This is a genomic window from Desulfovibrio psychrotolerans, assembly GCF_013340305.1.
Taxonomy (GTDB): Bacteria; Desulfobacterota; Desulfovibrionia; order Desulfovibrionales; family Desulfovibrionaceae; genus Halodesulfovibrio; species Halodesulfovibrio psychrotolerans.
Genome location: NZ_BLVP01000008.1, coordinates 707,510 through 727,318 on the forward strand (window position 1 = coordinate 707,510; position 19,809 = coordinate 727,318).

Consider the following 19,809-nt stretch of genomic DNA (forward strand, 5'->3'; position numbering starts at 1 on the left):
TCAGGCAAGTGCTGACGGGCCTTTTGTTTTTTATCTGCTATTCAAAGGTGATAACAACGCGGCGGTTCAGCCTGCGGCCTTCATCCGTGGAGTTGTCGTATTCCGGATCGCTTTCGCCCTTACCGACGGCTCTGATCCTGTCGGCGCTGATGCCCTTTTGGGCAAGGAAGGCGCGGACGGACTGTGCACGGCGCTCGGACAGGCCCTGGTTGTATGCATCGGTGCCCACGGAGTCGGTGTGACCGGTAAGCACTACGGTGCCGGGACGTTCCTGAATGAGCAGGGCGGCTTCGGTGAGGATGGCGGCGGAATCTTCGGTGATGACTGCGCTGTCAAAGGCAAAGTTCACGTTGCGCAGCACAAGCACTTCGTCTTCAGAAGCCGGAGCGGGTGCCGGAGCGGCGGCCACCGGGGCCGGGGCGGATTCTTCAACCACGCGGTAGAAGACATCCTGCATGAACTTGTCCAGAGCCATTTCGCTGGCCAGCAATTGGGTGCCGTCCGCATAGACGGAGCAGTTGTTCAGCGCGGAAATCTGCTTCAGAACAGCTTCGCCTTCTGCACTGTCGGCAAAAGAAACCACATGCAGGCAGATGCCGGGTTCGGTGTTATACAGAGCGCGCGCTTCTGCAACGGGGTCGCTGCCCTTGTTGGAAACGCCGTCGGAAACCACGATGACAGCGCCTTCACGCTTCATGGAGTGTACGGCAGAGTGCAGTTTCATCAGGCCATCGCCCATGGGGGTGTAGCGGCCGCGGATATCTTCGTTCACGGTAATGCCCATGAGACCCTTTTCCATGGCCACTGCATTAAAAGCACCCTGTGCAAGGCGTTCCTTGTAGGGAGCAAAGGTGTGCAGTGAAGCGTCATACGGCAGGGCCGGAACCTTTTTGGTTACCTTAATCATCAGGTCGCGGGCGAGGACCATTTTGTTTTCGCCAGCCTGCTTGTGCGACATCATCATTGAACCGGAGTGGTCCATGAAGAAGTCAAAGCTGGCGATTTTGGGTTCCATACGCATGGTGGTCTGCGCTTGCGCAACGGCGGCAAAGCCGAGGAGCGCGATGCACGCGGATAAAAGCAGAATTCGGGAAATTTTCATGTGCGGTCTCCTTCATGAGAAAAACAATGAGTGCTGGTTAAGTGTAAAAACAAATTTTTCTATCTATACACTGGTTTCCCGGTTTATGACAAGCCATATAAAAAGAATCTCTTTCTCCGGCAGGAAGATGCCTGCATCCGCGCCGCAACGGGCAGTGGCATCAGGCTCCCTGCGCCACCAGAGCGGCGTACAGCGTTTCGTGCTCGGGGTATTTGATTCCTTTTCCGCACACTATGATGCTGGGCGAGAGCATGTCTGACTTCGGGTCTGCCAGTTCGCGTATCTCCCAGCGGTTGTCCTCTCTGCCCACCACAAGATCTTTCTTTTCTCTGTGAGCGCGCTTGATGGCGTAGAGAACCGATTCCTTGAACGTCATGTGCTGCTCCTCCGATTGTGAATATATACGCCTGCCTGCATGCGTTGTAAAGGCCCGGATACAACCGGGTGTGCGGGATGCGGCAGGGGCTTGGGGGGCTTTTCGGAAGACGAAAGGCCGCCGTTCCCGCAGCGGGAAGGCGGCCTTTACCTGCCGGGTGGGCACTCCGGCGGACGGGCAAGGGGCAATATCAGGTAAGCAGCATGGCCGCGAACACTTCAAGCAGAATAAGCGCAGCCAAAAAGAAGCCGAAATTCAGGGTGTCCATTATTCTGTCCTCAAAATATGCACTGATTGCGCAGGAAAGTGCAGTAAGGCACTTGCTGATTCGCCTCAGCGTTCCCCCTCGGCAGCAGCGGGCGAAGAGGTGAGGTTGGGCGAGGGGGTGTTCCAGTTTGTGTTCATGGCGCTTTGCTGCTCCGCGGAAGGGTCGGTCACGATGAACGACAGGGCGGTCTTGAAGAAACGGCGCACGGTGTTGCGCTTGTCCGGCGAGCTTATGGAATAGGCTTTTACCATCGGGAATCTCCTGACCCGTCATGCGGGGAAACGGTTGCGGTGAACTCTTGACGCCATGTATAGTGAAAATGAAAGTCGTTATCAAGCAAAAAGTTGAGAAAGTGAAATTAATCTGACCAGGGAGCGGTTACGGGCCGGCGTGTTGCGCTTTGCAAAGAGAAAAATGGACTCTCTTATGGATGAATGTATGTGCCGGGGGGGGCTTCTGAAGGGCATTGGGCGATACGGTTTGGACGCCATGGGGCTAGGCATCCGGACGTAACGGTGCGCTTCCGACACCGGGCCAGATGCGCACTATGCCCAGAGTGGCGCGGAGGGCGGTCCATACGCCCGTGGCGATCCATATCCAGGAAAGGGCTGACAAGCCAGAGTGCGCAGGCGGCATAAACAGCACTGCCATGCCGCACAGGGCGGAAATAATCATGCTGTTGCGCAGGTACCGGAAGTCGCCCGTGCCCCAGTGGATGCCGTCTGTGGCAAAGGAGAGGGCGTTTACGGGTTGCAGGGCCGCGGCGATGAGCCATGCCTGCGCGAAGGTGGAGCTGGCTTCTGCCGGGACGAGCAGCCATGCGATGGGACGTTGGAAAAGCAGCATGCCAGCCGCCATGAGCAGCCCTGTTCCTGTGCTCCACAGGCAGACCGTTGCCGCAACGTGCCGCGCGTGCAGCGTTGTGCCGCGCCCCATGAAGTAGCCTATGAGGCTTTGCCCGGTGATGGCGAAAGCATCCAGAAAGAGCGCGGTGAAGAAAAAGAACTGGCGTATGGCCTGATGTGCCGCGCCGGATTGTGCACCCGCCGACGTGGCAACGCGGGTTGCCAGCAGAAGAAAGGTAAGTACCATGGCGGTGCGCACGAACAGGTCGCCGCCAATGACAATGAGTTTGCGGAGGTCTGCCGGGCGTACTTGCCGGGCAATGCCGATGTGCCGGTGCACCAGCAGCACCGCCCATAGGGCACCGAACCATTGGCTTATGGTGGTGGCTATGGCCGCGCCGGAAATGCCCAGTGCCGGAAAGGGGCCGAAGCCGAAGATGAGCATCCAGTCCAGCAGGATATTCAGGGCGTTCAGCCCCGCTGCGATGAACAGGGGCGCGCGCATCATCTGCAATCCGCGCAATGCGCCGAAGCAGGACAGGGTGAGCAGCACCGCGGGAGCACCGATGAGCCGGTGGCGCATGTAGTCCACGGCCATGGCGAGCATTTCTCCCTCGCCTCCCATGGCGCGGGCGGCAGGTTCCACAAAGGCCCACGCCAGCAGGGCGGAAAGGATGCCCAGCCCCAGCGCCAGCACAAGCGAGGCCGTGAGCACCATGGATGCCCGGTGGCGGTCTTGCGCGCCGAGGCAGTTGGCCAGTTCTGTCTGCGTGCCCACACCGAGAAAGCTGAATACCCAGAAGGCAGAGGTGAGCACCATGGTGCCCACGCCCAGAGCGGCCAGATGCTCAGTGCCGAGACGGGCCACGAAGGCCGTGTCGGCAAGGCCGGTGAGGGGCTCTGCGATGAGGGAGACGAGCACCGGCAGAGTCATGGCAAGCAGGGTACGGCGGGGCGCCCTGAGGTAGGGGTGCTGATCCGGGGCATGGATGGACATGGCGCTGACCTTTGAAAGAGGGAGTCTGCGGGTTTGAGGAAGAACGCTTGTCGTGCCTGTGGGGAATATCGGAAATGAGCGGCGGCTGGAAGGAGAAATGTTTCCGGTCCCGTATCTGTTTGCTGTGGAATGAGCTGTGGTCGTGTGTCATGCCTGCGCATACCGTTCCGGTCGCATGGGCCGGAAGAACCGCAGACAGGAGTGAACGGATGACGGTATCCACAATGACAACGGTGCATGCCTATGTGGGCGACGGCGTGCAGCAGGAATGGCCGGTGCTGTTTCCCTTTTTCAACCCGGAGGATGTGCGGGCCATTCGGACAGGGGCAGACGGGAAGGACACAGTGCTCGCGTATGGCAGCGAGTACACGGTGGCGGCACTGGAGAATGGAGGTCGTTGCATCTGCCCGCTGGGCAGCGGTGAACGGCTTACCCTGTTCCTTGATCTGGCTCCGGTGCAGCAGATTGACCTGAGCAATACAGGCATTCTGGCACCGGAGATCATAGAGCGGGGGTTTGATCGCCTGACACTTATTGCCCAGCAGTTGAAGGAAGAGGTGGGGCGCTGTGTGCAGATAGGCCGCACCAGCGGGCTGACACCGAATGAACTGCTGGCGAGCATTGACGCCAGCGTGGCGGTATGCACGGCGGCGCAGGCGGCATCCGGCCAGAGCGCAGCCGGAGCGGCAACAGCGCGGGACGAGGCGGCGGTTTCGGCCATGGCATCGGCTGCCGCTGCGGCATCTGTGAACCTGCCTGGGCCTGCCCCTGCTGAATCGGGCCGTGGGCTTGTTGTGGCCCCGGAAGGCGGCTGGACATTGGGCGGCACGGCGGCTGCGAAAAACGTGGGCACGGGGCCGGATGACGTGCCGACGAATGATCTCATTCCCGTGCCGGACCTGTCAGCAATTTGGGACGCATTGGGTATGACCAACGTGCGCATGGCGTTTGATGGCTGGCGTGATTTTGTCAGCGCGATTGCGGACACCTACGGAGACGCAACCGGGATTGCCGTGGCGGAGATTTTCGCGCGTGATGCCGCTATTCATGCGTATTATGTACCAACGCCGGATGTAGCAAGCCTGACAACCGTTACCGGGAGCAACCTTAGCGGTGGTGCGTCATACTTGGGCTTGAATACGCTGGCGAATGACACCGGGCACGTGGATTACACGTTTGCATCGCCGCGCATCATAACGGAGTTTGCATTAACGGCGCACGCCACGTTGCCTGAACGCGCGCCCAAAACGTGGACATTGGTTGGCGACCCGGCTGGTGCGAATGTCACTCTACTGAACATTGTACATGAGGGGGCATGGTCAGGCAGCGAGGTACGTAAATACGCCATGAACGCAGAGGCCGCAGCCTACTCAACGTATAGGCTGTACTACGTGGCCAAGGATGATCCCTTCGGCAAATCGAACGAATACTACTGGGGGCGGGCGCACTTTTACGAGATGCCAGCGGGTGAGCGGGATCTTGCGTCGATTGCATTTACGGCGGAGGCGGCTCCTGCAATGGTGCGCGTCCTGATAGTTGCCGAAACCGGGGCAATGGTTCTTAACACCGACTTGATTGTAGAGGCATCGCGAGATGACGGAACCACGTGGTCGCAGTGCTCAATGTCTGCATACGCCAACTATGGCGCGCCGGGGGGTCCCGTTATCTACGCAGGACAGGCAGATGTATCTGCACAGCCGAACGGCACGGCGGTGCGGTACAGAATACGTGCCAGTACGCTAACATTGCCGGTCATCCACGCCGTGTGGATGCAGTGGGGTTAGTATGATAATCGTAATCAAGCCGGGGGAGAACCCCGTACCCGCACCGCCCGTGCGCCGTTGACCGGTTGTGATTGGGGGATGTGGTGTTAGCGGTTGCCCGTTCGATAGGGTGAAAAAAAGCAGGGCTTGCGGTGTGTTCCGCAAGCCCTGATCGTTTTTATGGTCGGGATGAAAGGATTCGAACCTTCGATCTCTGCGTCCCGAACGCAGCGCTCTACCAAACTGAGCCACATCCCGTGAGGAGGGGATAACTAGCGTAGCTCACAGATGTTTGCAAGCCTTTTTTCGCGCGTTGCGAAAAAATACTGTTTCTTTTATTGTTGAATAAAGCGTGGTAATACTCACTATGATGTGCTGGCAAGGCGGGCTCTGCCTTGCCGAGTATGTTGGGGGGGCCGATTTCTCTCCTGTGATTTCGTATTCATGTTGCCGTTCATTTCGATTCCTCATCACCGTAATTCACAAGGAGTGAAGGGTGATTACTGTTGTAGTTGTTGATGATTCCGCGTTCATGCGCAAGGCGCTGAGCAGCATGCTTGAAAAAGATCCGGAAATCCGGGTTGTTGCCACTGCCCGTGACGGGCAGGAAGGGTTGGAGCTTATCCGTAAGCACAATCCGGATGTGGTGACTCTTGATATAGAAATGCCGCGTATGGACGGATTGACCGCCCTGCGGCACATAATGATGGAAATGCCCCGGCCCGTGCTTATGGTCAGCTCGCTTACCGTGGAGGGCGCGGAGGCGACGCTGAAGGCACTGGAACTGGGGGCTGTGGATTTTATCCCCAAGCAGCTTTCCAAGGTCTCGCTGGATATTGTGAAGATTGAGGAAGACCTGCAGGACAAGGTGAAGCAGATTTCCCGCAGGCGTGTTGTGTCGCCCCGTGCGGTGCGTCCTGTGCGGCCCGCAGGGGCGGCAGGCGTTTCTGCAGGTGCGGCTGTTGCTCCGGGAGTGCCCCGCATGGTGGCATCGCGGGCAGGAAGGCCGCTGCGAGACGTGGTTGCCATAGGCGTTTCCACGGGCGGGCCGCCTGCGGTGCAGAAGGTGCTTTCGCAGTTGCCTGCGGATTTTCCGGCCAGCATACTTATTGCGCAGCACATGCCTGCGGCCTTTACCGGGCCGTTTGCAAAGCGCCTGGACGGGGTGTGCAAAATAAAGGTGAAGGAAGCGGAACCGGGCGACAAAGCCATGCCCGGCACAGCCTATGTTGCTCCGGGCGGGAAACATATCCGGCTTGAACTGCGCGGCGGCAGGATGGAAATAATTGTCACCCCGGAGCCTGCGGAGGCATTGTATAAACCTTCGGCCAACGTGCTCATGGAATCTGTGGGCAATCTGGTTGGCCGGCGCGCCCTTGGGGTTATTCTTACCGGCATGGGCAGCGACGGGGCCGAAGGCATGCGCGTGCTGAAGCAGAAAGGGGGGCGGGCCTTTGCGCAGAGCGATGCCACCTGTGTGGTCTACGGTATGCCTAAGGCCATTGTGGATGCCGGGCTTGCAGACGAGATACATGATATTGACGACATGGCAGAAGCCATTATGGCGGGACTGTACAAATAAAGGTGCCGCCGTGGCTTGGGGCGCAGTGTTACGAACGTGCAGCAAGGTTGGGGTCCATGTCAGGGCACAATGAGATACTTGCCCAGTTGAGAAGCGACGATCCGGCACAGATCCGCGAAGCCGCTTTTGCCGCAGGGCAGATGGGATTGGAAGAGGCTATCGCGTTGCTGGCCGAGCATATCCAGAGCGGGAATCTGGGGGTGCAGGAGGCCGCGGACAGGGCGTTGCGCCAGATAGGCGGCGATGTGGTGGTGCAGGCGGTTGTGCCGCTGCTGCGCTCTGACGATGCCCCCATACGCAATATTGCCATGGATATTCTCCGTGACGTGGGAGCGCACGACCTGCAGACACTCTTTGAACTGTTGCACGACAACGATCCCGACATCCGCATTTTTATGGCGGACATCCTGGGCACCTCCGACAACCGTTCGGCCATCGGGCCGCTGTGCGAGGCTCTGCTCCGTGACCCGGAGGTCAACGTCCGGTATCAGGCGGCGGTGAGCCTTGGCGAACTGGGTTTTTCCGAGGCGGCAGACTGCCTGAACAAGGCCATGCAGGATGAAGAATGGGTGCAGTTTTCCGTTATTGAGGCGTTATCCAAGATTGGGGCCGATTCTTCTGTGAACGCCCTTGCCCGCGCGTTGGATACCAGTTCTGACCTTGTGGCCTCTATGATTGTGGAAGCGCTGGGAGAGATGGGCAATATTAAGGCCGTGAGCATTCTTATGAAGCGGCTGGATTCCTCTCCCGGCCCGCTCAGGAATAAGATTGTCAAAGCCGTGGTGCGGCTTATGGGCGGAAAATCCCTTAATCTTCTGGCGGACAAGGAGCGGGAGAAGTTCCGCGTGTATCTGCTTGCCGCGCTGGAGGATGAAGAGGTGGATGTGCAGGACGCCGCCGTAGCCGGACTGGGTGTGGTGGGCGATGAAAAAGCCAGCGCGGCCCTGCTGGAACTGGCTTCCGGGCTGGATGCCGACCGTGACCATGAGCGGCTGCTTGCGGTGGTGGAGAGCATAGGGGCCATAGGATTTAACAACGCGGTGGAGCACGTTGTCCGCACGGGTGAGGAATATTCGGTACGCATTGCCGTGGAAGCCATCTCCCGCATGCAGGACGACAGGGCAAACTCCCTGCTCATGGATGTTTTCTGGGAGAAGAGCCGCGATGAGCAGCGGGCCATTATGCACGTGCTTTCGGAGCATGCGGATACCGCAGCTCTGCCGTTTTTCCTGAATGTTCTGGACCGTCATAATGACGGCAACGTGCTGAAGGCCGTTCTGTATTATCTGGGGATGCGCGCCCGCGCCAGCGAGCATGGGAATAAGCTCTTTGCCATGCTGGAACACCCCTATGACGATGTGAAGGAAGCCGCTCTGGAAGCCTGCATCGCCCTGAACGATCCCACCATGGTGACGCGGTTCAGGGATTATTTTCACAGCCCGGACCCGGTGCAACGCATGATGGCGGTGTATGCTCTGGGTAAGCTGGGGGTGGACGACAATATCACGGAACTGACAGCCGCCCTTGAGGACGAGGTGCCGGATATCCGCAAGATCGCCATTGAATCCCTGTTCGAGAGCAACACCTGCACTTCCTTTGACAAGCTGGGGCTTGTGGTGCCGCGCCTGCATGACGAGAACCGCGAGGTGCGCCTTGCCCTTGTGGAGCTTATCGGCTCCTGTACCTCGGAAGATGTGGTGCCCTATCTGGTGCAGGCACTGGATGACGAGGACGACTGGGTTGTTGTGCGCGCCATTGAGGCACTGGGCAGACGCGGAGAGCGCAGCGGGGCGGAACACCTTATCAGGCTTCTTGATTCGGAAAGCACGCTGGTCCGGCTGAAGGCGGTGGAGAACCTCGGGGAAATTGGCGGCAAGATGGCGTTCCGCGCCCTGCTTGCGCAGATGGACAGTGATGATCCGGAAGTGCAGATGGCGGCGCAGTCGGCGGCGGAGCGTATCCGCCAGAACGAGGGGGAGGGAGCCTAGATGTCGTCTTTGTTTTCGAAGACCATCACCCTGAAGAAGGAACAGAAGGTCTCCGACGAAGAGTTCCGCCAGTTGCGTGATTTTATTTACGAGCAGTGCGGCATCTATATTGCGGACAACCGTAAATATCTTATCGAGAACCGGCTCGCCAACCGCCTGAAGGATCTGAACCTGAAGACCTTTGGCGAGTATTACTATTTTCTCCGGTACGATGCGGGCAGGCGGCAGGAACTGAATAAGCTGTTTGAGGTGGTGACCACCAACGAGACGAGTTTCTACAGAAACCCGCCCCAGTTGAAGGTGTTTGAAGAGAACGTGCTGCCGCCGCTGCTGGATGACCTGCGCGCCAAAAAGCAGAAGAAGCTGCGCATCTGGTCTGCCGGGTGTTCCACGGGGGAAGAGCCTTACACCCTTGCCATGATTCTGCTCGACGTGCTCAAGTCGGAGATTGGCTCGTGGGACATAAAGATCACGGCAAACGATCTTTCCGAAGCGGTTCTCGCCTCTGCACGGCGCGGCATTTATACGGAATATGCCCTGCGCACCACGCCCAAGGAGGTTGTGGCCCGTTATTTCACTCAGCAGGATGCCCTGTACAAGGTGAATGCGGATGTGAAAAGGCTTGTTGCCTTCGGGCAGATAAACCTGAGCGACAGGGTGCAGTTGAAGAGAATTGAGCGTTCTCATCTGGTCTTCTGCCGCAATGTTATCATCTATTTTGACGATGAGATGAAAAAACAGGTCATCGGCTCGTTCTATGACAACCTGCTTCCGGGCGGTTCCCTGCTCATAGGGCACTCTGAATCCCTGCATAACATTACCAGAGCGTTCAAGCCTGAGCACCATAAAGGTGCCATTGTTTACAGAAAGCTGGAATAACCAGGAGGCCGCATTGCGTTTCGCTGCCAAGCAAGGAACCTGCCATGGCCGGTAAGATTCTGTCTGTAGCCAACCAGAAGGGGGGAGTGGGCAAAACCACGACGGCTCTCACTCTTGCGGCGGCGCTGTCCCGAATGGGCAAGAAGGTTCTGGTTGTGGACCTGGACCCCCATGCCTGCGCCTCCGTGCATTTGCGCTATTACCCGGATGCGGTGGAACACACGGCATACGATCTCTTTGTTACCCCGGAAGAAGGGTGGCGGGAGCTTTGGGGTAAGGTGCGCCACAGGCAGGAAGGGCAGACCTTTGACGTGGTGCCCGCTTCCATACGGCTTTCGGAACTGGAAGGCGACCTGCGGGACCGTCCCGGCAAGGGCGGTATAATGAAGATGTCACTGGCGCTGGTGCAGGATGAGTATGACTATATCATTCTGGACTGTCCGCCACATCTGGGGCTGTTGCAGATTAACGCGCTGGTGGCGTGCGATTTGCTTATCATTCCCATCCAGACAGATTTTTTGGCGCTGCACGGGCTGAAGCTGCTTTTCGACAGTATTCGCCTGTTGAACAAGGTGCTGCCGGAGCCTGTGAATTACCGCGCCCTGCCCACAATGTTCGACAAACGCGCCGGAGCCTGCCGCAGAGTGCTGGAGTTGCTGGAACGTAAGATGGGGGGCAGGATGTTTTCCACAATAGTGGGCGTGGATACGAAGTTCCGCGATGCCAGTGCCTACGGCAAGATGGTCTATGATATTGACCCGAACAGTCGCGGGGCAAAGGCGTATGAAAGCCTCGCAAACGAAATAGTGACGTTGCTATGATAAAGACACCGGAAGAGTATTTTCAGGATCAGGAGTTTCAGGTCGTTCCGGATGCCGAGAAGGGCAAGTTCACGCCTGCTGAGCTTGCCTTTATGCAGAAATATCTGGGCATGGATCAGGCCGCAGCCCTGAAGAAGCTGGGATTGGAGCCACCTGCACAGGCGGCTCCTGTGGCCCCCGGCACTTCTGTTGCGTCTGCCGCCCGCCCGCCGGAGGGGACGGAGCAGCCGGAAGGCGAAGTCCGTACGGAGGCTGCCGATTCACGCGCCGTGCGGTCTGCGCCTGTCATAGAGCGCGAACCAGACCTTGCGGAGCAGCTCAAGCAGGCTACAGAGCTGCAACTGGTGAGTTTTTTCGTGGGTTCACAGGAATTTACCGTGCCCATAGTCACGGTGCAGGAAGTGCTGCGGTACATGCCGCCCACACGGTTGCCCACTGCGCCTTCCTTTATCGCCGGAATCATAAACCTGCGGGGCAGGGTGACTCCGCTGGTGCGGCTGCGCGATCTTTTGAATATTCCCGCCACCGGGGAGAATCAGGACAAGTTCATTGTCGTATGCCGCAGGCACGGGTTGCAGATAGGCCTTATGATCGAGACGGTGCACACCATGTACCGGGCAACACAGGACTCCATTGACTGGGCCATTGAATCGCATCTGGGTGCCAATGTGAACTTTGTGTCCGGACTCATGAAATCCGGTGAGAATCTGATAGGCATCATCTCCGTTGACCATATAGTTGATAGCGTTCTGCAGCTTTAGGAGGCCGGAATGAGCAAGCATATTCTGATTGTCGACGACTCCAAGACCGTGCGCAATCTTGTGGCGTTTATCATGAAAAAAGAAGGCTTTAAGGTTACAACCGCTGAAGACGGACTGGACGGACTGGAGAAGCTCTATTCCGCCGAACGCATAGATCTTATCATTTCCGATGTGAACATGCCGCGCATGGATGGGTTTACCTTCATTAAGACCGTGCGCGAACAGGAAGCTTACCGCGACCTGCCCATTGTCATGCTTTCCACGGAAGGGCAGGACAAAGACATTCAGATGGGCATGACACTGGGTGCGAACCTGTATATGGTGAAACCTGCCCAACCGGATAAGATGGTCAAGAACGTCAAGATGCTTTTGGGGTAAGCTTTTTGCAAAGGCTGCCGATACGATAGGACACACACTGTTTGCATATGGAACTGAACGATGCGGTTTGATAATGTATTAGCTGGTTTATCTGTTCTCCGGTGCTTGAATGAAGTCCGCAACGTAGAGGGTGCGATATGAGCCAAGATTTTCTGGATCCTGAAATATTTGCCGACTTCATAGTGGAAGCCAAAGAGCACTTGGAAACCATAGAGCCCAACCTGCTTGAGCTGGAAAAGGAACCGGGAAATATTTCGCTGCTCAATGAGATTTTTCGTCCCATGCACTCTCTCAAGGGGGCTTCCGGCTTTTTGGGGCTGAACAAGATTAATATTCTCGCCCATAAGGCGGAGAATATTATGGATGAACTGCGCAAAGGCGACATGAGCGTTACTGCGGAGATCATGGACGTTATTCTTTCCGCCACCGATGCGCTGCGTCAGATGATAGATAATCTGGAGACGGAGGGAGGCGAGGGTGATGTTGCCACGGAAGGCATAATGCAAACCTTGGACGCCCTGCTGGCAGGCGAAGGGCAAGCCGCTCCCGCGCCTGCCGCTCCTTCACCAGCCCGCAAGCAAGCTCCTGCGCCCGAAGTGACGCAGGATGCGCAGCCAACCGCCGATCAGCCTGCAGCGGTATCGGCCGCCGCGCCGGAGGAGGCCGTTGCCTCCGCTGTGCTGGAGGAGGGAACGCCGTACACGCTCACCGCCTTTGGCGAAGGGCACCTGCGCGACTTTATTGAAGAAGCGCGCGACATGACGGAAAACCTCAGTGCCGGACTGCTGGAACTGGAAAAGAACCCGCACGAGCAGGGAGAACTGGTCAACGACCTGTTCCGCTATTTCCATAACCTCAAGGGCAACAGCGGCATCATAGGTTTTAACGAACTGAACAGCCTGACCCACGAGGCGGAAACCCTGCTCAACAGGGCCCGCAAGGGCGAGATGGCTATCTCGCAGGGGCTTATCGACCTGCTCCTTTTTGTGGTGGACATCATTGAGAGTCTTGTCGCCAAGATAGATCCCGCCACCGGCGGCGTAACGCCCCTGATTATCACCGATGCTGTGGCTCTGCTGCAGCGTGCCGTGAACGAGGGGGTTATAGAAGCCCCCGTGCGCGGCAGGGCGGACGCTGCGGATGCGCAGGCTGCGGCGGAGCCGGCTCAGGCTCCCGCACCGGCGCAGGAGGCGGCTGACGTGCCGCAGGGGGCGGACAACGGCTTGGACGAAGACGATGTGGAACTGTTCATCACCACCATTACCCAGCAGAAGGCCGCCATTGCTCTGGCCATGGGCGAGCTGGAAAAGGATGCCTCTCAGCGTGACTATGTGGACACGCTGTATCGCAGCCTGACTACTGCGCAAAATTCCTGCGGGTACATGGGGTTTGACGGTATACAGGTTCACGCGGAACGGACTGCCGGACTGGTGGACAACGCCCGCAGCAGCGACTTGGACTTTGGTCTTCTGCTTCCCATTCTTTCGCAGGAAGTGGAAATTCTTTTTGATATGGTGGGTGAAGAGCTTGAGAAGTTGGGTGGGGAAAAGGAACGGCTTTCCCATACCCCTGCCGCTGTGGGTGCTCCTCCGGCAAAGGCGGTCGCTCCTGCGCCTAAGCCCGCCGCACCTGCCGCTCCTGCCACACCCGGACCTGCTGCTCCGCAGGCACCTCAGCCAGCGCCCAAGCCTGCCGCCAAGCCTGCGGCTAAACCTGCTGCTAAACCTGCAGCTAAACCTGCCGTCTCGCCTGCGGCCAAGCCCGCGCAGGCCGCAGCTCCTGCGACACCCGCTGCCCCGGCAGGCGACCAGAGTAAATCCAAATCTTCATCCACCATACGTGTGGACCATGAAAAGCTGGACCACCTGATGAACCTCATCGGTGAATTGATCATCAACCGCAACCGTTACACCATGCTCGCCCGCCATCTGGAAAGCGGGCAGGATGTGGATGTGGCTGATGTGGCGCAGTCGCTGACGGAAACCACCTACGCCATGGCACGCATTTCCGACGATCTTCAGGATACCATCATGAAGGTGCGCATGGTGCCCGTATCCTCCGTTTTTTCGCGTTTTCCCCGGCTGGTGCGCGACCTTTCCCGCAAGAGCGGCAAGGAAGTGGACCTGATTATGGAAGGCGAGGAGACGGAACTGGATAAGAGCGTGGTGGAGGTTATCGGTGACCCGCTGGTGCACCTTATCCGTAACGCCATGGACCACGGGGTGGAGTCGGAGGACGTGCGTGTTGCCGCTGGCAAGCCGCCCAAAGGAAAGGTGTGGCTGCGCGCCTACCACCGGGGTAACTCGGTGGCTATAGAAATTGAGGACGACGGCAAGGGCATAGACCCTGAAAAAATGCGCGAGGTTGCCATCCGCAAGGGCGTTGTTTCGGCGGAGGAAGCCAGAAATCTGGACGACCGGGAGGCCATGGAGCTTATCTTTGCGCCCGGGTTCTCTTCTGCGGAAACCATTACCGATATATCCGGGCGCGGTGTGGGCATGGACGTGGTGCGCACCAATATCAAGAACCTGAAAGGCAGCGTGAACATTACGTCCGAAGTGGGCAAGGGCACGCGCTTCACGCTTTCGCTGCCGCTCACTCTGGCCATTATCGATGCGCTGATGGTGAATGTGGCCGGAGAGAACTATGCCATTCCGCTGGATGCCGTTTCGGAAACCACCAAGATTGAGGCGCGCCGTCTTACAGATGTGAACGGGCGCAAGGCCGTGACGTTGCGCGGCGAGGTGCTGGGCATAGTGAATATGGCGGAGCTGCTGGAGTTGCCGCAGCCGGATACGCAGCCGGAAGTGCTCTCTGTGGTGGTCATTCACGACAACCAGCGGCGTCTGGGCATTGTGGTGGACAGGCTGCACGAACGGCAGGAGATAGTTATCAAGCCGCTGGGAGAGTATCTGGGCGATGTGAGGGGGATTTCCGGGGCCACCATCATGGGCGACGGTTCGGTCATCCTTATTCTTGACCCGCACGAGATATATCTGCTTGCCACCTCCAAGGCTATGTAGCCGGGGAGACAGACCTGCATATCAAACGAAAAGGCCGGGAGCAGTCCCGGCCTTTTTTGTGGGCGAGAGGTTGCGCCTGTCGTGCACCTGTCGTGCGCGTATCGTGCGTATGTCTTGTCTGCTGTGCGGAGCATGAGGGCGGGCGAAACGGAACTGAAACGGAACTGAAACGGGAGGGCGGAGGTGCCAGCGGGGCATTGCGCTGCCGGGGGTGGCAGGTGTGTTGTACGGGGGGCGACAGAAATGTCGCTTGCGGGCAGGCGGCATGGCGGCGCGACATGCTGTGGCGACAGGTTTGGCGGGTTTTATTCTGCTTGTGGCAGATGAGACGGCTGAGGGTTTTATGGTGGGTGGGAGATGTGCGTTCTTTTACAGCTTGGGAATCGCCGGTGGTGGTCATTTTCCGGGAGCGTGAGGAGCATGTCTTCCGATTGTGGATGGGATTTTGCATAAAACCGCAGGAAAGTTTCGCCCGCAGCAGGGTGTGTGCGGAAAGGGTGCGGGATTGCTTGCAGGAAGAATTGACGGATTCAAAATTACATTCTTGTATAATGCCCGCAATGGGAGTAAGAGTCTCCCTGTGGTTCCGCAGAGTCGGAATATGGCTGCCGTGTGCTGTACGGTCTTTTTTTATCATTCAGTGACGCGCTTCCCGATGGGAGTTTTCACCCGGCCGGAGGCCCTTTTGCGAAGGGGTGTGGACGGGTGAGTTACTATCGGTGCGGAGGATTACATGACCTCGTACACTGTTTATATGGATCAGCTTCCGGGGTTGCTGGAGCTATGGGCGAGGGAGTTCCAAGTCCATGTTCCGGTGGAAGTTGAGAACGGCATCTACGATTTTGTCCCATGGCGAAAGAGCGAGGAGATCGCGTGGGAATATGATGTGGCGTACAATCCTCTCAAACGGTTCTTTCTGCCTCCGCGCGAAACGCTGCTGCGTTTTGACCCGGCCAACTGTACGGCCGAGGTGGTGTGCGAGGCACCCCGCCAGCTTATCTTTGGCATGCATCCCTATGACGTGAAGGCGGCAAACCAGCTGGACACGCTCATGCGCAAGGATGTGCCGGACTACAATTTCATCACCCGCAAGAAGAACACGGTGATCTTTGCGCTGGAACCGGCTGCCGTGGCGCGGAACGCGTTCTGGGCATCTGTGGATGCGCACAAGGTGGATGCCGGGTATGACCTGTACTGGACCCGCATCAGTTCTGCCTCGTTCCATGTGGAGGTTTCTACCCGGCGCGGCAAGGAGCTTCTGCTGGCCGCGGGGGGGCTGGAGCTTTCTACCGCTGCGGACCGCGAGGCCGCGCGGCGGGCGCACCAGCGCATAGTGAAGGAATCGCTCAGGGACGGGCTGAAGTATCCGTGGCGCGAGACATCGGACATTCTGAACCGGGCGTGGGATTCCACCCTGTGGCAGCACCGGGCGCGGCACTGTTTTTCGTGCGGCACCTGTAATCTGGTCTGTCCCACCTGCTACTGTTTCGACATGAAGGAAGAGCTGGACAACACCCTGACCAAGGGCGAGCGCTACCGCGAATGGGACGGATGCATGATGGACAGCTTCTCCCGTGTGGCGGGCGACCACAACTTCCGCCCGCATACCCGCGAACGGTTCCGCCACCGCTATTACCGCAAGGGCAAGTACATTCTGGACAAGACCGGCCAGCTTGGCTGTGTGGGCTGCGGCAGGTGCGTTTCCGGCTGTACGTCCGGCATTGCCGACCCGAAAACGGTGTTCAACGAACTGTGGGAGGCAGACAGGCATGACTCCTGATACCCTGTTCCAGTATGTTCCTTCGCCCGCCACGCTGGTGAAGAAGGAAAAGCTTTCGGACTTTGTCACCCTGTTCACCTTTCAGCCCGACAACGGCAAGGCGCTTATGCACAAGCCGGGGCAGTTTATCATGGTTTCGGTGTATGGGGTGGGCGAGGCACCTTTTTCTGTCAGTTCGCCGCCCAACGCCACGGGCAGCACCTTTGAGCTTGCGGTGCGCCGCATAGGCAATGTGACCAACGCCATGCACAACATGCGCGAAGGGCAGAAGGTGGGCATACGCGGGCCTTACGGTTCCAGCTTTCCCGTGCAGGATTTTGTGGGCAAGGATACGCTCTTTGTGGCGGGTGGTCTGGGGTATATTCCCCTGCGCAGTCTGCTGCACTATCAGCTGCGCCACCGCGACGAGTTCGGGCGCATTATCGTGATGATAGGCTGCCGTAATCCTGCCGAGCGCATTTTCGTGGACCAGATCAAGGAACTGGAGGCCCGCGAGGATGTGGAGGTGTATGAAACCGTGGATTGCGGCGACGATAACTGGTGCGGCAATGTGGGGCTTATTACCACGCTGCTGCCCAAGATATACATTGAGCCGGACATAACCCACGTGGCCATGGTGGGACCGCCCGTCATGTATAAGTTTGTCATTCAGGAATGCCGCAATCTGGGTATTTCGCGCGAGAGCATCTACGTTTCGCTGGAGCGGCACATGAAGTGCGGCATAGGCAAGTGCGGCCACTGTCAGATAAACGGGCTGAATGCCTGTGTGGAGGGTCCGGTGTTCAAGTATCACGACATCCAGACCACCCCGGAAGCCTTGTAGGAGCGCGCCATGCAGAACAAACCGAAGATTGCGTTCTTTGACTTTGCGGGGTGCGAGGGCGACCAGTTGCAGGTGGCGAACCTGGAAGAGAGCCTGCTGGATCTTCTGGGGCACGTGGAGGTGGTGAGCTTTCGCGAGGTGATGACCGGCCATAGCGAGGATTACGATATCGCGTTTGTGGAAGGTTCCATCACACGGCCGGAGGACGAGGCGCGCCTGAAGGAGATTCGTTCTCACGCCAAAATTCTGGTGGCCTTTGGGGCGTGTGCGACCATTGGCGGCGTGAACGCCATGAAGAACTTTATGAGCGAGACCATGTATCGCAGGCAGGTCTACGGCGACAACGCCCGCTGCTACAGCACGTATGCGGCGCGTCCTCTTTCTGCCGTGGTGAAGGTGGATGCGGAGATTCACGGCTGCCCCATAGACCGCAACGAATTCATGCGCATAGTCAAGGACCTGCTGGTGGGCAAACGCCCGTTTGTGCCGGATTATCCTGTGTGTGCCGAGTGCAAGCAGGCCGGGAACATCTGCCGGTATGATCTTGGGCAGTTGTGTCTGGGCATGATAACACGGGCCGGGTGCGGCGCATGCTGTATTACCGAAGGGGCACACTGCTGGGGTTGCCGCGGACTTGCGCCCATGGCGAATCTGGACGCCGCCCGCTATGTGATGGAGGAGCGTGCCGGATACAGCCGCACAGAGGTGCAGGACCTGCTGCGCATTTTCCTCAGCCATACCACCGCGCCATTGTAGGCGGCGTGAGGGAGAGACCATGAGTGCCAAGAAAGTGACCGGAAACGCGGGCGGCAAGGCCGGGAAGAAGTCTTCCGGCGGCAGTGCCGCACCCGCGCAGGATACGAAGGCTTCCGGCAAGCCTGCTTCCGGTGTTGCAGCGGAAGCTGCGATGCAGCGAGGCGGCAGTGCCGGGCCAAAGCCGATGAAGGCCGCCGGCAGTGGTGCGCCTGTTTCCTCATGCGCATGCACGGACCCCGGCATTGCGGCAGAAGCCGCCGCCGGTGACGGCTCCAAGCGCATACATGTGCACCACGTGACGCGGGTGGAAGGCCACGGCAACATTGTGGTGGTGATAGGCGCGGATAACGCCGTGGAGACCGTGCGCTGGGAGGTGCCGGAGGCTCCGCGCTTCTTTGAGGCCATATTGCAGGGCCGTAGCTACAAGGATGTGCATCAGATCGTTTCGCGCATTTGCGGCATATGTTCCATAGGGCATCAGCTTTCTTCGTTGCAGGCAACGGAAGATGCCATGAACATCCGCATTTCCGAGCAGACGGTGACACTGCGCAAGCTGGCCATTCATGCGGAGAATTTGCAGAGCCATCTGCTGCATCTGGCGTATCTGGTGCTGCCGGACCTTATGGGCGTGAACTCGGTGATTCCGCTGGCAGAAACCCACAAGAGCGAACTGGTGGGGCTTATCGGGCTGCGGCGGCTTGCCAACGAGTTTTCGCGCACCATCTGCGGGCGCACCACGCATCCGCAGCGCATGGTGCCCGGCGGGTTTACCAAGCTGCCGGACGAGAGCGAGTTGCAGGTGTTGCTGCAATCGTTCCGCGACAGTCTGCCCGGTTTTCTGAAGGCGGCGGACCTTTTTGCCTCGCTACGCCACAAACTGCCCGATTTTTCGCGCGAGACGGAATACATCGGGCTTGTTTCGCCTTCTGAATACGCCTTGTATCGCGGCGAGGTGGGGTCTACGGACGACAGCCGCAAGCCTGCCAGCTTCTACAAGGATGTGACGCAGGAGTACTGTGTGCCACAGTCCACGGCCAAGTGGACCAAGAATATGCGTGGCTCGTTTATGGTGGGGGCGCTTTCCCGCTACAAGCTGAACCATACGCACCTGAAGCCCACTGCCAAGAAGGTGGCGGAAACCGTGGGGCTTACGCCCGATACGGTGAACCCGTTCCATAACAACCTTGCGCAGTTGGTGGAGTGTGTGCATTCCGTGGAAGATTCCATGGAACTTATCCACTGGCTGCTGGTGGAAGGCGTGAAGCGGGAGAAGGCCCCGGTTATCCGCCCCCGCGCAGGGCGCGGCGTGGGTGCCGTGGAGGTGCCGCGCGGCATTCTGTTCCATAGCTACGAGTATGATTCCAAGGGCCGCATTGTGGAGGCGGACTGCGTTATTCCCACCAACATGAACCACGCCAATATCCAGAAGGATTTGGAAGGGTTGGTGCCTGTTATCGCGCATACGTCCGAAGCGGAGATAGAGTTGCTTACCTCCATGCTCGTGCGGGCTTACGACCCCTGCATATCGTGCTCCACGCACTGTATAGACATTACCCCCGGTCAGATGAGCAAGCCGGACAGGGGAGTGAGGTTTGTGTATAAGGGGCGGTAGGATTGCGATTCGCTGGAATGATTGAAGAAATGATGAAGCCCGCACCGGAAGGTGC

Annotated in this window: 16 protein-coding genes and 1 tRNA gene; 12 read left to right on the forward strand and 5 right to left on the reverse strand. The window is 58.4% G+C overall.

Annotated elements, in window-relative coordinates; all coding sequences use genetic code 11:
- Positions 1-37: 37 nt before the first annotated feature.
- From HUV26_RS10870 to HUV26_RS10885, 4 genes are all read right to left on the reverse strand, one after another.
- Entirely contained in the window at positions 38-1,102 is a 1,065-nt protein-coding gene (locus tag HUV26_RS10870) for an OmpA family protein (protein ID WP_174410114.1), read from the reverse strand.
- 160 nt (positions 1,103-1,262) lie between these two features.
- Positions 1,263-1,478: a hypothetical protein gene (locus HUV26_RS10875; RefSeq protein ID WP_174410115.1), complete on the reverse strand. Its 216-nt coding sequence runs from the start codon at positions 1,476-1,478 to the stop codon at positions 1,263-1,265.
- A gap of 333 nt (positions 1,479-1,811) precedes the next feature.
- Positions 1,812-1,997 (reverse strand): hypothetical protein, encoded by a 186-nt coding sequence (locus HUV26_RS10880; protein ID WP_174410116.1) that lies wholly within the window; start codon positions 1,995-1,997, stop codon positions 1,812-1,814.
- A 244-nt stretch (positions 1,998-2,241) separates the two neighbouring features.
- Positions 2,242-3,588 (reverse strand): MATE family efflux transporter, encoded by a 1,347-nt coding sequence (locus HUV26_RS10885; protein ID WP_174410117.1) that lies wholly within the window; start codon positions 3,586-3,588, stop codon positions 2,242-2,244.
- 209 nt (positions 3,589-3,797) lie between these two features.
- Here HUV26_RS10885 and HUV26_RS10890 point away from each other — a divergent pair, with 209 nt between their 5' ends.
- On the forward strand, positions 3,798-5,372 hold the full coding sequence (locus tag HUV26_RS10890) for a hypothetical protein (RefSeq protein WP_174410118.1): 1,575 nt from the start codon (positions 3,798-3,800) through the stop codon (positions 5,370-5,372).
- 160 nt (positions 5,373-5,532) lie between these two features.
- On the opposite strand, the gene HUV26_RS10895 is transcribed toward HUV26_RS10890, so the two are convergent.
- Positions 5,533-5,609 (reverse strand) — tRNA-Pro (locus HUV26_RS10895).
- 238 nt (positions 5,610-5,847) lie between these two features.
- On the opposite strand from HUV26_RS10895, the gene HUV26_RS10900 reads away from it, so the two are divergent.
- The 11 genes from HUV26_RS10900 to HUV26_RS10950 all read left to right on the forward strand — a co-directional run bounded on the left by HUV26_RS10900 (position 5,848) and on the right by HUV26_RS10950 (position 19,754).
- Positions 5,848-6,933 (forward strand): protein-glutamate methylesterase/protein-glutamine glutaminase, encoded by a 1,086-nt coding sequence (locus HUV26_RS10900; RefSeq protein WP_174410119.1) that lies wholly within the window; start codon positions 5,848-5,850, stop codon positions 6,931-6,933.
- A 56-nt stretch (positions 6,934-6,989) separates the two neighbouring features.
- On the forward strand, positions 6,990-8,921 hold the full coding sequence (locus HUV26_RS10905) for a HEAT repeat domain-containing protein (RefSeq protein ID WP_174410120.1): 1,932 nt from the start codon (positions 6,990-6,992) through the stop codon (positions 8,919-8,921).
- Entirely contained in the window at positions 8,922-9,800 is an 879-nt protein-coding gene (locus HUV26_RS10910; RefSeq protein ID WP_174410121.1) for a CheR family methyltransferase, read from the forward strand. It begins immediately after the preceding gene.
- A gap of 44 nt (positions 9,801-9,844) precedes the next feature.
- Complete coding sequence (locus HUV26_RS10915) at positions 9,845-10,621, forward strand: ParA family protein (RefSeq protein ID WP_174410122.1); 777 nt, start codon at positions 9,845-9,847, stop codon at positions 10,619-10,621.
- Positions 10,618-11,382, forward strand: coding sequence for a chemotaxis protein CheW (locus HUV26_RS10920; RefSeq protein WP_174410123.1), 765 nt, complete (start codon positions 10,618-10,620; stop codon positions 11,380-11,382). The genes HUV26_RS10915 and HUV26_RS10920 overlap by 4 nt, the downstream gene beginning before the upstream one ends.
- Positions 11,383-11,391: 9 nt before the next feature.
- Positions 11,392-11,760, forward strand: a complete 369-nt coding sequence (locus HUV26_RS10925) for a response regulator (protein WP_174410124.1) — start codon at positions 11,392-11,394, stop codon at positions 11,758-11,760.
- A gap of 137 nt (positions 11,761-11,897) precedes the next feature.
- Positions 11,898-14,783, forward strand: coding sequence for a chemotaxis protein CheA (locus HUV26_RS10930; protein WP_174410125.1), 2,886 nt, complete (start codon positions 11,898-11,900; stop codon positions 14,781-14,783).
- Between the two features lie 733 nt (positions 14,784-15,516).
- The gene (locus HUV26_RS10935; protein WP_174410126.1) at positions 15,517-16,563 is read left to right on the forward strand and encodes a 4Fe-4S dicluster domain-containing protein; all 1,047 of its coding nucleotides are present in this window, start codon (positions 15,517-15,519) and stop codon (positions 16,561-16,563) included.
- On the forward strand, positions 16,553-17,386 hold the full coding sequence (locus HUV26_RS10940; RefSeq protein WP_174410127.1) for an FAD/NAD(P)-binding protein: 834 nt from the start codon (positions 16,553-16,555) through the stop codon (positions 17,384-17,386). The genes HUV26_RS10935 and HUV26_RS10940 overlap by 11 nt, the downstream gene beginning before the upstream one ends.
- A 9-nt stretch (positions 17,387-17,395) precedes the next feature.
- A complete protein-coding gene (locus HUV26_RS10945; protein ID WP_174410128.1) occupies positions 17,396-18,142 on the forward strand; it encodes an NADH-quinone oxidoreductase subunit B family protein in 747 nt (248 codons plus the stop codon).
- 19 nt (positions 18,143-18,161) lie between these two features.
- Positions 18,162-19,754, forward strand: coding sequence for a Ni/Fe hydrogenase subunit alpha (locus tag HUV26_RS10950; RefSeq protein WP_243451350.1), 1,593 nt, complete (start codon positions 18,162-18,164; stop codon positions 19,752-19,754).
- Positions 19,755-19,809 lie beyond the last annotated feature (55 nt).

What these genes read in the sequence shown, in the direction of transcription:
- HUV26_RS10870 (WP_174410114.1), bottom strand. Translation starts at nt 1,102, where the DNA reads ATGAAAATTTCCCGAATTCTGCTTTTATCCGCGTGCATCGCGCTCCTC.
- HUV26_RS10875 (WP_174410115.1), bottom strand. Translation starts at nt 1,478, where the DNA reads ATGACGTTCAAGGAATCGGTTCTCTACGCCATCAAGCGCGCTCACAGA.
- HUV26_RS10880 (WP_174410116.1), bottom strand. Translation starts at nt 1,997, where the DNA reads ATGGTAAAAGCCTATTCCATAAGCTCGCCGGACAAGCGCAACACCGTG.
- HUV26_RS10885 (WP_174410117.1), bottom strand. Translation starts at nt 3,588, where the DNA reads ATGTCCATCCATGCCCCGGATCAGCACCCCTACCTCAGGGCGCCCCGC.
- HUV26_RS10890 (WP_174410118.1), top strand. Translation starts at nt 3,798, where the DNA reads ATGACGGTATCCACAATGACAACGGTGCATGCCTATGTGGGCGACGGC.
- HUV26_RS10905 (WP_174410120.1), top strand. Translation starts at nt 6,990, where the DNA reads ATGTCAGGGCACAATGAGATACTTGCCCAGTTGAGAAGCGACGATCCG.
- HUV26_RS10910 (WP_174410121.1), top strand. Translation starts at nt 8,922, where the DNA reads ATGTCGTCTTTGTTTTCGAAGACCATCACCCTGAAGAAGGAACAGAAG.
- HUV26_RS10915 (WP_174410122.1), top strand. Translation starts at nt 9,845, where the DNA reads ATGGCCGGTAAGATTCTGTCTGTAGCCAACCAGAAGGGGGGAGTGGGC.
- HUV26_RS10920 (WP_174410123.1), top strand. Translation starts at nt 10,618, where the DNA reads ATGATAAAGACACCGGAAGAGTATTTTCAGGATCAGGAGTTTCAGGTC.
- HUV26_RS10925 (WP_174410124.1), top strand. Translation starts at nt 11,392, where the DNA reads ATGAGCAAGCATATTCTGATTGTCGACGACTCCAAGACCGTGCGCAAT.
- HUV26_RS10930 (WP_174410125.1), top strand. Translation starts at nt 11,898, where the DNA reads ATGAGCCAAGATTTTCTGGATCCTGAAATATTTGCCGACTTCATAGTG.
- HUV26_RS10935 (WP_174410126.1), top strand. Translation starts at nt 15,517, where the DNA reads ATGACCTCGTACACTGTTTATATGGATCAGCTTCCGGGGTTGCTGGAG.
- HUV26_RS10940 (WP_174410127.1), top strand. Translation starts at nt 16,553, where the DNA reads ATGACTCCTGATACCCTGTTCCAGTATGTTCCTTCGCCCGCCACGCTG.
- HUV26_RS10945 (WP_174410128.1), top strand. Translation starts at nt 17,396, where the DNA reads ATGCAGAACAAACCGAAGATTGCGTTCTTTGACTTTGCGGGGTGCGAG.
- HUV26_RS10950 (WP_243451350.1), top strand. Translation starts at nt 18,162, where the DNA reads ATGAGTGCCAAGAAAGTGACCGGAAACGCGGGCGGCAAGGCCGGGAAG.